11 protein-coding genes are annotated in these 13270 nt (G+C 67.3%); 3 read left to right on the top strand and 8 right to left on the bottom strand.

Going from position 1 to position 13270, the window contains the following annotated elements; genetic code table 11:
• Nucleotides 1-11: 11 nt before the first annotated feature.
• Entirely contained in the window at nt 12-2231 is a 2220-nt protein-coding gene (locus tag ACYRGX_RS09625; RefSeq protein WP_473056665.1) for a DNA internalization-related competence protein ComEC/Rec2, read from the bottom strand.
• Between the two features lie 107 nt (nt 2232-2338).
• Here ACYRGX_RS09625 and ACYRGX_RS09620 point away from each other — a divergent pair, with 107 nt between their 5' ends.
• Together ACYRGX_RS09620 and ACYRGX_RS09615 are read left to right on the top strand one after the other, a co-directional pair.
• Nucleotides 2339-2866, top strand: coding sequence for a DUF2062 domain-containing protein (locus tag ACYRGX_RS09620; RefSeq protein WP_473056338.1), 528 nt, complete (start codon nt 2339-2341; stop codon nt 2864-2866).
• Between the two features lie 376 nt (nt 2867-3242).
• Nucleotides 3243-4493, top strand: coding sequence for an OprD family porin (locus ACYRGX_RS09615; RefSeq protein ID WP_473056337.1), 1251 nt, complete (start codon nt 3243-3245; stop codon nt 4491-4493).
• A 42-nt stretch (nt 4494-4535) separates the two neighbouring features.
• Here ACYRGX_RS09615 and ACYRGX_RS09610 read toward each other — a convergent pair whose 3' ends face one another.
• The 7 genes from ACYRGX_RS09610 to ACYRGX_RS09580 all read right to left on the bottom strand — a co-directional run bounded on the left by ACYRGX_RS09610 (nt 4536) and on the right by ACYRGX_RS09580 (nt 11951).
• Nucleotides 4536-5705, bottom strand: coding sequence for an alpha-hydroxy acid oxidase (locus ACYRGX_RS09610; protein WP_473056336.1), 1170 nt, complete (start codon nt 5703-5705; stop codon nt 4536-4538).
• 10 nt (nt 5706-5715) lie between these two features.
• Nucleotides 5716-6720: a 2-hydroxyacid dehydrogenase gene (locus tag ACYRGX_RS09605; protein WP_473056335.1), complete on the bottom strand. Its 1005-nt coding sequence runs from the start codon at nt 6718-6720 to the stop codon at nt 5716-5718.
• Complete coding sequence (locus ACYRGX_RS09600) at nt 6713-7633, bottom strand: dihydrodipicolinate synthase family protein (protein ID WP_473056334.1); 921 nt, start codon at nt 7631-7633, stop codon at nt 6713-6715. Before ACYRGX_RS09600 ends, ACYRGX_RS09605 begins: the two co-directional genes overlap by 8 nt.
• A 55-nt stretch (nt 7634-7688) precedes the next feature.
• Entirely contained in the window at nt 7689-9197 is a 1509-nt protein-coding gene (locus ACYRGX_RS09595; protein WP_473056333.1) for a tripartite tricarboxylate transporter permease, read from the bottom strand.
• Nucleotides 9198-9236: 39 nt separating this feature from the next.
• Nucleotides 9237-9695 (bottom strand): tripartite tricarboxylate transporter TctB family protein, encoded by a 459-nt coding sequence (locus tag ACYRGX_RS09590; protein WP_473056332.1) that lies wholly within the window; start codon nt 9693-9695, stop codon nt 9237-9239.
• Between the two features lie 22 nt (nt 9696-9717).
• Nucleotides 9718-10692, bottom strand: coding sequence for a tripartite tricarboxylate transporter substrate binding protein (locus ACYRGX_RS09585; RefSeq protein WP_473056331.1), 975 nt, complete (start codon nt 10690-10692; stop codon nt 9718-9720).
• Between the two features lie 107 nt (nt 10693-10799).
• Complete coding sequence (locus ACYRGX_RS09580) at nt 10800-11951, bottom strand: mandelate racemase/muconate lactonizing enzyme family protein (RefSeq protein ID WP_473056330.1); 1152 nt, start codon at nt 11949-11951, stop codon at nt 10800-10802.
• Between the two features lie 223 nt (nt 11952-12174).
• Here ACYRGX_RS09580 and ACYRGX_RS09575 point away from each other — a divergent pair, with 223 nt between their 5' ends.
• On the top strand, nt 12175-13221 hold the full coding sequence (locus ACYRGX_RS09575) for a LacI family DNA-binding transcriptional regulator (RefSeq protein ID WP_473056329.1): 1047 nt from the start codon (nt 12175-12177) through the stop codon (nt 13219-13221).
• Nucleotides 13222-13270: the final 49 nt, after the last annotated feature.

Raw genomic sequence — 13270 nt, 5'->3', positions numbered from 1 at the left:
TGCCCTCGCGGCTAGCGGCGATCCCAGAAGTGCCCTCTGGAGGTATCGCTCAGCGCCTCATCGCGTGCCCCCAGGCGCACGCGCAGCGCACCCCGTTCAGCGGTATCGAGCACCTGCATGCCGGCGCCGCGATAGCGCGCCAGGACCTCGGGATGGGGATGCCCGAATGCGTTGTGACGCCCTCGCGAAACCAGCGCCGTATGCGCGGCGGTAGCGGCCAGCAGCGCGGCACTGGAGGAGGTGCGACTACCGTGGTGCGGCGCCACCAGCCAGTCGGCGCGCAACTCGGCGCCCTGGGCGATCAAGCCAGCCTCGGCGCGCACGTCGATATCCCCCGTCAGCAGCAGCGCCTGGCCCGCCGCCGAACGCACCCGCAGCACGCAAGACGCCGCATTGCCCTCCTTGCCCCCTTCCCAGAACAGGCTCTGCAACTCCACGCCATCCCACGCCCAGCGTTCGCCCTGGCGACAGGCCTGCGCACCCAGGGATATCGGCAGCGCCGCGGCCTCTCCGCTGAGCACCCGCGCCACCGGCATGCGCTGCTGGATGCCCGGCGCACCGCCGGCGTGGTCGTTGTCCGCATGGCTGAGCACCAGCAGGTCGAGACGAGCGACACCCAGCGCACGCAGCGACGGCAGCACCACCCGCTCGCCGATGTCGAAATCGCCGAGCAGCGGACCGGCATCGTAGAGCAGCGCATGCTCGCGGGTGCGCACCAGCACCGAGAGCCCCTGGCCAACATCGAACATCCAGACCTCGGCTTCGCCCCAGGCCGGCCGCGAGCCCACCGGCAGCAGCAGCGGCAACAGCAGCGGCGCCCCCAGCCAACGCAACCCTGCGCCCGCCGGCAACAACAGCAGGCCGGCGCCAAGCAGCCCGAGCAGCACCGCCCAGGGCGGCACATCAGCGGGAATCCAGGCCGGCGCCCAACTGGCCAGGTACGCAAGTACGACGAACAGCCCCTCGGCAGCCAGACCCGCCAACCACAGCAGCCACTCGCCCGGCGCACCCAGCGGCAAGAGCGCGGCTCCCAGAAGCGACAGCGGTACCAGCAGCAGGCTCACCCAGGGCACCGCCAGCAGATTGGCCAGGGGCGCGCTCAGGCTTACCGGCAGGCCCAGGGCGATCATCGCCGGCAGCAGCCCGACCGCCACCGCCAACTGCGCGCGCAGTACGACCTTCCAGCGCGGCCCGACACCCAGGCGCCCGGCGAAGGCCAGGGCGAGCACCGCCACCGCACCGAAGGACAGCCACAGCCCCGGCTGCAGACTGGCCAGAGGATCACCCAGCAGGACCAGCGCCAGCGCCGCCAGCAAGGCCGTGGACAGCGGCAGGCGGCGAAAGCGCAGGCGCCAGATCAGCACCGCGGCCAGCATCAGGCAGGCCCGCCGTACCGGCACCCCGAAGCCGGCCAGCGCGCCGTAGCCAAGCGCCATGAGCAGCGCCAGAGCACAGGCGCAGGGCAGCCAGGGCAGCCGCGCCGGCCAACACCCACACCGCGCCAGACCGGCAACCAGCAGGTAGACCACCCCCGCCAGCAGGCCGATGTGCTGCCCGGAAATGACCATCAGGTGCACCGTGCCGGTATCCTGCAGCAACCGCCAGTCGTCACGCGTGAGCCCTGCGCCCGAACCGAGCACCAGCGCCGTCAGCACCGCCTGACGCCCCGCCGCCGGCACCTGTGCCAGACGCTGCTGAAGATCATCGCGCCAGCGCGCGAGTCCCCTGCCCTCGGCCAGCCGGCGCCCCGCCTTCACCGTACCGCTGGCGCCGATGCCCTGGCCGAGCAACCAGGCCTCGTAGTCAAACGCCTGGGGATTGCGCAACCCCTGCGGCACTCGCAGCGTCACCGCCAGGCGCCAGCGCTCACCCGCGTGCAGCGGCTTCGCGCCGTACCAGGAGAGGCGCATGCGCCCGGGCACCCCCTGCGCGCGGCGCGACACGGCATCCTCGAACAGGAAACGGGTGACCCCGGCGTGACGCTCGGGAAGCTCGGCGACCACGCCCTCCAACCACAGGGTGCGGCCGTCAAGCGTCGGATCGAGGCGCTCGTCCAACGCCCACTGGGCGTTCAGGCAAGCCCAGGCCAGGCCCACGGCGAACAGCGCTGGGCCCGGCCAGCGACGCCAGCTGGCGAATGCCGCCACTCCCAGCAGAACGATCCACCCTGTGCCTCCCGGCAGCGCCGGCAACCAGCGCAGTGCCAGCAGGCCGGCGACCAATGCGAACATCCCTGTACGCACGACGTAACCTCCTGTGACGACAGACTGCCGCACGGACGCAGCGAGGCCGACGCAATCAAGGCATAATACTGGCCTCTGATTTTCCGAGAGCCTTCATGCCGCGCCGTTTCATCAAGCGTTACATGCCGCATCCCGATCGCATCCGCGGCAACAAGTCGCTGCGCTTTCTGGGCCGGCTGCTCGATGACCCGAACCTGCTGCACCTGAATCGCCACTCGGTAGCCCGGGCGATGGCCATCGGCCTGTTCGCCGCCTTCATGCCGATGCCGATGCAGATGCTGCTGGCCGCGGCCCTGGCGATTCCGCTGCGCGCCAACCTGCCGATTTCCGTCGGGCTGGTCTGGCTGACCAATCCGCTGACCATGCCGCCGGTGTTCTACTGCACCTACAAGCTCGGTGCCTGGCTGCTCGGCGTACCGCCGATGCACATGCCGGAAGAGATCACCGCAGCCTGGATCGGCCAGCGCCTGCATGCGCTCTGGCAACCGCTGCTGCTCGGCTCGCTGGTGACCGGCCTGGTGTTCTCCGCGCTGGGCTACCTGGGCACCATGTTCTACTGGCGCCACTGGGTCAGCCGCAGCTGGCGCCAGCGCCAGCGTCGCCGCGCCGAACGCGATAACTGAGCGGCTCCCCTCTCCCCCGGCATTAGAGCCAGAACCTGCCCACGCGGGAAGCGACACGGTCACAGCCTGTCGCCTGGTTTTTCATCGCCCACATAAAAAGAGGCCGCACGGGGGAGCGTGCGGCCAAGCGTTCCTCAACCAAAGGAGATGAAGCGGAGCAGGGACAGCGTCGGAGGTGCCGCCCCATGAAACTTCATCGCCGCAAAGCCTAACGCCCCGAGCGGCAAATTCCCCATCGAACGTATCGATAGGCGGTATCGATCGGACTGAATGGTCTGGCGAAAGCTCGCCTGTTAACTGTTGCAGGTCCTCTAGGACGCGGGCGACGAGCGAAGACTCGCGCCGACGACAACCGATAACGACCCACGGAGCATCCATGCAAAAGCACCTTCTCGCGGTGGCCTGCAGCCTAGCGCTCGGCACCCCGCTGGCACAGGCCAGCAGTCAGTCGCAGTCCAACGGATTCATCGAGGACGCCAGCCTCGACCTACTGCTGCGCAATGCCTACTTCAACCGCGATTACGGGGACGGCCGGGCCGACGCCAAGGTTTGGGGCCAGGGCCTGATCAGCACCTTCGAATCCGGTTTCACCCAGGGCACCGTAGGCTTCGGCGTCGACGCCTTCGGCCTGGTCGGGGTCAAGCTCGACAGCGGCCGCGGACGCAACTACAGCGCCTTCTTCGACACCGACAGCGATGGCCATCCGGTGGACGACCTGTCCCAGGCCGGCGCGGCGGTGAAGCTGCGGGTTTCCGACACGGTGATCCGCTACGGTAACCAGTTCCCCACCCTGCCGGTGCTGGCCCATGACGACAGCCGTCTGCTGCCCGAGTCCTTCACCGGCACGCTGGTCACCAGTCGCGAGATCGAAGGCCTGGAAATCAATGCCGGGCGCTTCACCGCCAACAGCCCGATGGGCGATGCCGCGCGCGACAGCAACCGCCTAAAGCGCATCGACGTGTTCGGCGCCAGCTACAGCTTCAACGACGACCTCAGCATGGCGCTGTACCACTCGGATATCGAGGACGAGTACCGGCGCTACTACGGCAACGCCAACTACAACCTAGTCCTTAGCGAACAGCAGGCGCTGAACCTCGACTTCAACGTCTACCACACCAAGTATGACGACGGCTCCAGCGCCGCCCTCGACTTCGGTGGCGATGGCAACGGCGATCGCAACACCATCTGGAGCCTGGCGGCGCGCTACAGTTTCGGCCCCCACGCGCTGATCCTCGCGCACCAGCGCAACAGCGGCGATGCCGGCTTCGCCTATGACTACGGCGATGGCGGCGGCAGCATCTATCTGGCCAACTCCTACTACTCGGACTTCAACCTCAAGGACGAGCGCTCCTGGCAAGCCAGCTACGAGCTCGACTTCAGCGACTACGGCGTGCCCGGCCTGCGCTACAAGTTCGCCTATGTGCGCGGCGACAACATCGACACCGGTAGCGGCAGCGGTGGCAGCGAGCGGGAGATCTTCAACCAGGTCAGTTACACCGTGCAGAACGGCCCGGCCAAGGACCTGTCCATGCGCCTGCGCAACTCCGTCTACCGTGCCGGCAACGACGTTGGCGCGGACCTCAATGAGATCCGCGCCTTCATCGAGTATCCGCTGAGCATCCTCTAGCACGGCAGCGGCCCCGACCACCCGACCGGGGCCGTCCCGCCCTCAGGCGTTGGCCGCCAGACACTCTGGCCCCAGCGCATCCAGGTGGGTCACACCGAGCAACGCCATGTCCCGTTGCAACTCGGCGGCGAGCAAGGCGATGGCGTGGCTGACGCCCGCCTCCCCGGCATAGGCCGCCGCATAGTTGAACGGCCGACCGATGAATACCATGCGCGCGCCCAGCGCCAGCGCCTTGAGCACGTCGGTGCCGCGGCGGAAACCGCTGTCCACCATCACCGGCAGCCCATCGGCCGCCTCTAGCACCGCCGGCAGCGCGCGCAGGCTGGAGATCGCGCCATCCAGCTGGCGGCCGCCGTGGTTGGAGACGATCAGCCCGTCCGCACCGCACTCGCCGGCCCGTTGCGCATCCGCCGGATGCAGGATGCCCTTGACTACCAACTTGCCCGGCCACAGGCGGCGCACCAGTTCCAGATAACGCCAGCTCAGGTGGCTGCGCCCGGAGAAATCGCGCTGCACGTTGCGCGAGAGCATCGCTACACCGCGCTGCGCGTAGTTGTTCTCGAAATGCGGCACGCCATGGCTGAGCAGCGTGCGCAGGAAGGTGCCGACCAGCCAGCGCGGGCGCAGCAAGCCGTCCCAGGCCAGGCGCAGGCTCGGTCGCAGCGGCGACTGGAAGCCCGAGCGTCGGTTGTTGTCGCTATTGGGTGGCACCGGGTAATCGACGGTAATCACCAGCTTCTCGAAGCCCGCCTTGCGCACCCGTGCGATCAGCGCCTCGATGCCCGCCTCATCGCCCGGCAGGTAGGCCTGGAACCAGTCGGTACGCCCCTCCTGACGCACCTGCTCCATGGGAATCAGCGAGCTGCCGCTGAGGATCATCGGAATCCCGGCCGCCGCTGCGGCGCGCGCCTGCACCAGGTCGCCACGGTAGGCCGACAGCGCACTGATGCCCATCGGCGCGATACCGAACGGCAGCGCATAACGTTCGCCGAACAGCTCGCACTCCAGGGAAATCTGCGACACGTCGACCAGCGCGCGAGGCAGGAACACGTAGTCGTCGAAGGCGCTGCGGTTGGCACGGGCGGTATGTCCGTCCTCCGCCGTATTGGCGATGTAACCATGCAGCGGTCGCGGCAACAGCCGCGGAGCGATGCGCTCCAGGTCGTGCAGGTTGAGGATCGACGCCAAGCGTCGCGAATGGGTCCCTGGCATGCATCGAGTCCTAACTGGGTTGCAGAGCCCGACGCAACGGCCAGGCTCCGGGATTGACCAGGTCCTGCGGGCGTTCGCCGCGCAGCGCCTGGCACAGATTGAGTACCGCGCGCTCGGCCATCGCCTCACGGGTCTCGTGGGTTGCCGAGCCGATATGCGGCAGGGCCACGACGTTGTCCATGCGCAAGAGCGGCGAGTCGGTGGGCAGCGGCTCGCGCTCGAACACATCGAGCCCGGCACCGGCGATGAGGCCCTCGTCGAGCGCACGGATCAAGCCCGCCTCGTCCACCACCTGGCCGCGGGCGATGTTGATCAGGAACGCGCTGGGCTTCATCGCCCGGCATTGCGCATAGCCGATCAGGTGGCGGGTCTGCTCGCTCAGCGGAACGGTCAGGCAGACGAAGTCCGCCTCGCCCAGCAGTGCCTCGAACGCGCGCCGCTCGATCCCCCACTGTGCTTCCAGCTCCGGCTTGGGCGAGGCGTTGCTGTAGATCACCCGCATGCCGAAGCCGAGCGCACGTCGGGCGATGGCCTGGCCGATGCGCCCCAGGCCGACCAGCCCGAGGGTCTTGCCGTGAACGTCGCGCCCGTAGTGCGGCTCGCCCACGTGGCCGCTCCAGCGCCCCTCGCGCACCATGCAGGACAGTTCCACCAGCCGCCGGGCGCTGGCCATGATCAGCATGAAGCCGGTGTCCGCGGTGGTCTCGGTGAGCACGTCGGGGGTATTGCACAGGAGGATGCCGCGACGCTCCAACTCGGCGACCGGGAAGTTGTCGTAGCCCACCGAGAGCGTGGCGATGACCTCCAGGCAGGGCGCCTGGTCGAGCAGCGCCGGACTCACCTGGAGCTTGCCGCCGATCAACCCGTGGGCCTGTTTCAGGGCACTGGCAACAGCCTCGGGCTCCGCTTCGGGCACTTCGAAATAGTCCACCTCGAAGTGCTCGCGCAGGCGCCGCAGTTGCGGCTCCTTGAGCCGCCGCAGGGCCAGCACGCGCTGGCGTGGCGCCTCAGCCATGGGCGAGCCCCGGCATGTCGAAGGCGGCGGCGTCCAGTGCCGCATACAACGCGTCGCGCTGGGCCTGGTCGAGCGCTACCAGCGGCGGACGCACCTGTCCCCACTGCGCCCGGTCGCTGTAGCGAGCGGCCGCGGCCTTGAGGGCCGGGATCATCGGGAAACGCTCGAAGATCTGCCGCGTGGCGGTCAACGCCGCCTGTCGCGCATCGGCGTCGCTCGACTGCCAGTGCCGGGCCAGTGCGGCGATCGGCGCGGGGTTGACGTTGGCCGTGGCGCTGATGCAACCGGCGCCGCCGGCACGCAAGGTCTGCAGCAGGAAATGCTCGCTACCGGCATAGACCTGGAAGCCGTCCGCGGCGAAGGCATCGATCATCGCCTGGGTATTGCTCCAGTCGCCGGAGCTGTCCTTCACACCCACCACCTGGCGCGGGTAGGCCGCCAGCAGGCGCTCGATCAGCCCCAGCGACAGGCCGACCTGGGACACCGGCGGGATGTGATAGAGATAGATGCGCAGGTTCTCGTCACCCACGCCTTCGATGACTTCGGCGAAGTAGCGGAACAGCCCCTCGTCGGAGACGCCCTTGTAGTAGAACGGCGGCAGCATCAGCACGCCCTCCACGCCCTTGCGTACCGCATGGCGCGTCAACGCCACCGCATCGGGCAGCGCGCAGGCGCCGGTGCCCGGCATCAGCCGCGCCGCGGGCAGGCCGGCGTCGACCAGCGCATCCAGCAGGTGTTTCTTCTCATCGACCGAGAGCGAGTTGGCCTCGGAATTGGTACCGAAGACCGCCAGCCCGACATCGTTGTCGAGCAGCCAGCGGCACTGCGCGACGAAGCGCGGCGCGTCCGTCGCAAGGTCTTCGGCGAAGGGGGTGATGACCGGAGACCAGACGCGACCCGTGGTTTGAGACATGTGCTTCTCCTCTGAAAATGGGTGGCCGCCCGCAGCCGCGAGCGGCTCCGGGGGTTCAGGCCGCCTGGCCGCGGCGGCGCAACGAGGTGAACATCCAGCGGAACAATGGGGTGGCCTGCAGAATGGAAAAGGCCGCCAGGCACAGCAGCACCACCGCGATCGGGCTGGAGAGGAAGATCCGGTAGTCGCCGTCGCCGATCAGCATCGACTGGTGGAAACCGTTCTCCATCACCGGCCCGAGGATCAGCCCGATGACCATCGGCGCCGGCGACACGCCGGCTTTCGCCAGCCAGTAGCCGAACAGGCCGAAGCCGAGCATCAGGCTCACATCGAACAGGCTGTTGTTGATCGCATAGGCGCCGACGATGCACAGGGCGATGATCGCGCAGGCGACGAAACCGTCGGGAATGCGCGTCACCATGACGCTGGCCTTGGTGAACATCAGCCCCACCAGCAACAGACCGATGTTGGCGAAGATCACCGCCCAGATCAGGGTATAGGTGACATCGCCATAGTCGGTGAGCAGGTTCGGCCCGGGCAGGATGCCCTGCACCATCAGCGCCCCGAGCAGGATCGCGGTGGCCGAACTCCCCGGAATGCCGAGGGCGATAGTGGGGATCAGCGCACCGCCGACCACCGCGTTGTTCGCCGCCTCCGGGGCCGCCACCCCGGCGGGCTCGCCCTGGCCGAAGCGGCTCTTGTCGCGGGCGAAGCGGCGTGCCTCGTTATAGGCGAACCAGCTCGCGGTATCGCCGCCGGTGCCGGGGATCAGCCCGACGATGATGCCGATGCCGCTCGAGCGCAGGATGTTCGGCATCAGTCCGCGCAGCTCGCTGAAACGCGGCAGCAGGCGGTCGGTGATGCGACTGGCCACCTTGGCCGGCGCGTTGGAGTGCTCGATCAGCGACAGCGCCTGGGGAATCGAGAACAACCCGATCAACGCCACCGTGAAGCTGATGCCGGAGAACAGGTTGATGTTGTCGAAGGTCATCCTCGGCGTGCCGGTGGTCAGGTCCATGCCCACGGTACTGATCAGCAGCCCGATGCCGCCGGAAAACAGCCCGTTGATCACCGAGCCCTGGGCCAGCGAACCGATGATGGTGATACCCAGCACCGCGATGGCGAACAGCTCGATGGGACCGAACTGCACCACGATGCTACCCAGCAGCGGCGCCGCCAGCAGCAGCGCGAAGCCACTCAAAGTACCGCCGATGAAGGACGCCATCAGCGAGATGCCCAGCGCCTTGCCGGCCTTGCCCTGCTGCGACATCGGGAAGCCGTCGAGCACGGTGGCTGCCGCCGACGGCGTACCCGGCGTGCGCAGCAGGATGGCGGCGATCGAACCGCCGTAGGAGGCACCGACGTAGAGCGAGGCGAGCATGCTCAGTCCGGTGGCGGTGTCCATGCTGAAGGTCAACGGCAACAACAGCGCGAGCGCCATGGTCGCCGAGAGCCCCGGCATGGCGCCGACGAACAGCCCCAGCAGCGTGCCGCCAAGAATGGCGGCGATGTTGTACAGGGTGAAGACGTTGCTCAACCCCGTCATGACGATCGAACTTTCCACGGGAAATGCCCCTTCGAGAAAGCGTGGAAGAGACGGCGATCAGGAGATCGCCGGCGGCAGCAGCGGTACGGGCAAGCCGAGGAACTGCACGAAGACCAGGCAAACCACCGCGACCAGCGCGGCGGTACCGAGCAGCGCGAAGGGGATCGACACCGCGCGGATCACCAGCAGCGCCGAGGCCATGAACAGCACGGTCGAGACCAGGTATCCCAAGGTGTCGATGGTCGCCACGTAGGCGATCGCCAGGATGAACACCGCGGCGGTGGCCAGATAGCGCGGGCGCAGACCCGTACCCTCGGCCGCCGCGGCCGCCTCGCCGCGGCTGAGCGCATGTCGCCGCAGTTCGCTGGCACACATCGCCAGCGACAGCAGCGCCAGGCCCACCGAGTAGATCATCGGCATTTCCGCCGCCGCTGCCGGGTAGTGCCGGGCATTGACGAAAAACAACGCAGCAAGGGCGATTCCGAAGAGCCCGAGCAGCAACCTGTACTTGTTCATGGATGCTTCCCCTGGGAGTCGATCACTGCTTGTCCGAGACGTCCTTCCAGATGCCCTCGAACTCCGTCTCCATGCGCTTGAACATCGCGCCGTATTCATCGCCGGTAACGATGTCGATGTTCAGCGCGCGCTTCTTGGCATCGGCGAGGAAGGCCGGATCGTTGCGCAGCGCCTCGAAGGCCGCGATCAGTTGCTTGCGCGCCTCGTCGGGTATGCCGGCCGGCGCGCTGTAGCCACGCGAGGAACCGGCAACCACGTCGATGCCCTTTTCCTTGAGGGTCGGCACGTCGGGCAGATCGTCGATGCGCTTCTCGGAGAACACCGCCAGGGCACGCAGGTTGCCGCTGCGAACCTGGCTGTAGACGGTGCCGACGTTGTTGAAGCTGACGTCGATCTTGTTGCCCATGGCCGCGGTGGCGGACGGACCGTCACCCTGGAACGGCACCTTCTTCAGCGACAGGCCGGTGGCCTTTTCCACCAGCAAGGTGGTGAAGAAGTCGTCGCCGCCCACGCCGGAGTTGCCCACGGTCACCCGCCCGGGTTTCTCCTTGGCGGCGGCGAAGAGGTCCTCGATGGTCTTGTAGGGGCTGTCCTTGGCCACCACGGCGATGCCCGGGTCGGTCACCACATTGGCGATGGGCGTCAGCTCATCGATGTTGTAGGTGATGGCCTTGTTCATGATGTAGTTGGTCATCAGCATCGGCGTGTTGGTGATGCTGATCACCGTGCCATCCTTCTTCGACTGCTTGGCCAGGCGCGTCCAGGCGATGGCGCCGGTAGCGCCAGGGATGTATTCGTTGATCAGGTTCACGCCCAGCGACTTGCTCAGGTACGGCTGGGTCAATTGCGCGAGAACGTCGCTGCCACCACCGGGCTTGAAGCCCTGCAGCACGGTGATCTCGTCACCGGCGACGTACTCCGCGTGGGCGGCGAGGGAAAAGGAAGCCGCGGTGGCGGCGGCGAGCATGACAGCGGACAGTTTCTTGTTGATTTTCATTGCGCTGACTCCGTTTTTCTTGTTGGTTTGTCGACGCCGGCACGCACCGGCGTTCGCGCCGTCGCCCCGGCGGATGCCCAGGCGACGAGAAAGGCGTCGTGTCGCGATCAGTGGCCTTTGCGAAGCTCCTGCCAGGGTCCACCCGACGCCGTGATCGAATAACGCGCCACGGCCTGTTCATCGAAATCGAAGCCCAGGCCCGGCTCCGTGTGCAGCTTGATGTAGCCCCCTTCTTGTTGCAGTTGACGGGTGATCAGGCGGCGGAAGTTGAGCACCTGATCGTCCCAGAAGAACTCCACGTAGCGCGCGTTAGGCGTGGCCGCCACCAGCGGCGCATGCACGTCGTGGAACCAGTGCGGATACATGGGCACGCCGTAGCCGGCGGCCATCGCGGCGATGCGCCGCCATTCGGTGATGCCGCCGCACACCACCGCGTCGGTCTGCAGGATCGCCGCGCCGCCCTTGTCGAGCAGCTCCTTGTGACGCCAGCGACCGACCTCCACCTCGCCGGTGGCCACCGGGATAGGCGTGGCGCGGGCCAGGCGTGCATGGCTGTCGATGTCATCGACCAGGAACGGCTCCTCGACGAAGGCCGGGTTGTAGCGCTCGAAGCGACGCACGTACTGCAGCGCCTCGGTGACGTCGCTCCAGCCGTTGTTGACGTCGAGCATCAGGTCCACGTCGGGGCCGATGGCCTCGCGCGCCGCAGCGACGCGGGCTTCTTCCTCCTTGGGCGAGAGGCGCCCGGTCTTCATCTTCACCGCCTTGAAACCGAGGGAGACGTAGTGCGCCATCTCCTCGCCCAGCAGTTCGGGCGTCTTGCCGTCGAGGTAGTAGCCACCGCTGGCGTAGGCCAGCACGCGGTCGGCGCTGGCGGCGCCCAGGTAGCGATGCAGCGGCAAGCCGGCACTGCGTGCATTGAGATCCCAGAGGGCGGTGTCGAGGATGCTGATGGCGCGCATCACCACGCCGGCACGGCCCTGCAGCAGGGCCTCCTGGTACATCTCGCGCCACAGCGCCTCGACGTCCAGGGAGTCACGCCCGAGCAGCACCGGCGCCAGCAGCTTTTCCACGGCAATCGGCAGCAACTCACCACCGGCGCTGCCGACGTAGCAGAAACCGATGCCGCTGACGCCGTCTTCGGAGGTGACCTTGACCAGGCCGTAGTCACGCGCATGCACGGTGCGATTGGAGAAGGACGTGACCCGGTCCAGCGGCACGCGCGCCGCGCAGACGGAAATGGAACGAATGACAGCCATCTTGTTTTCCTTGTTGTCAGGCAGTGGATCGGGCTGCGAACAGCCAAGTAACCGGTTACATATCCAGCGCAAAGCTCCTCTCTAGAGACATCCGGCGAGTCGAGAAAGCCGCTTCGATTCGCCATCGATTGCATCCGAATGCGATGTAACCGTTTACAAAAAGCTAGTTCTGGTTTTTCCTTATGTCAACAGCCGATCCCGAACGGTACAGACGAAGAGCGCAATGAACCAGCCCGTTTCGACCGCCCCCAGCCTGATCTCCCGCACCGGTCTACGCGACGTGGCGCGTCGCGCCGGGGTGTCCACCGCCACCGTATCACGCGTGCTCAATGGCAGTGCCGCGGTGCGCGACGACAAGCGCCAGGCAGTGCAGCGCGCCTGCGAGGAGCTGGGCTACGTGCTCAACGCCGCCGCCCGCACACTGTCCTCGCGGCGCAGCATGACCATCGGTGCAGTGGTGCCGACGCTGGCCACGGAGACCTTCTCGCGCCCGCTGGCGGCGTTCCAGCAGACCGTGCACAAGGCCGGCTACACCCTGCTGGTGGCCAGCTTCGGCTTCGACGAGCAGGTCGAGCTCAAGGAGGTGCAGACCATGCTCGAACACGGCGTGGACGCCCTGCTGCTGGTCGGCCGCACCCACGACGCGAAGATGTGGCAGATGATCGACAACAAGGGCATCCCCTGCGTGCAGGCCTGGACCCAGGACGAACAGCGCCCGAGCGTCGGCTTCGACAACGTGGCGGTATCCCGGCGCATGGTCGAGCACCTGCTCGACCTCGGCCACCGGCGCTTCGCCATGCTGGTCAACGAACCGCACTTCAACGACCGTGTCGGCGACCGTGTCATCGGTACCCGCGAACGGCTCGCCGAGGCGGGCCTGGAAATTCCCGAGCAGTGGTTCATGCAGATCAGCCTGTCGCTGGAGCACGGCATCGCTGCGATGCAGCACCTGATGCGCGGCGAGGAACGCCCCAGCGCGGTGATCTGCGCCAACGACCTGCTCGCCTTCGGCGCCCTGTTGGCGGCCAGGAACCTCGGCGTACGCGTCCCCGAGGATGTCTCGGTGGTCGGCTTCAACGACTTCGACTATGCCCGTCACCTGTCCCCGCCACTGACCACCACCCGTGTCGAGCTGGAGCAGATCGGCGCCCGCGCCGGCGCCTATCTGCTCGACGCCCTCGCCGGCAAACCCCACCTGGGGCCGGTCGAGGTCACCACCGAGCTGGTCGTGCGTGCCAGTTCCGGACCGGCACCCGAATCTCCCGGCTGAGGCTCGAGCCCCGCCATCCAACGGGGGCGGTACGCCGCCCCTTCCAGCG

The sequence above is a fragment of the Pseudomonas sp. R4-15 genome (genome assembly GCF_055768815.1).
The sequence above is the reverse complement of the archived record's forward strand: the minus strand, read 5'-3'. Positions and strand labels throughout refer to the sequence as shown.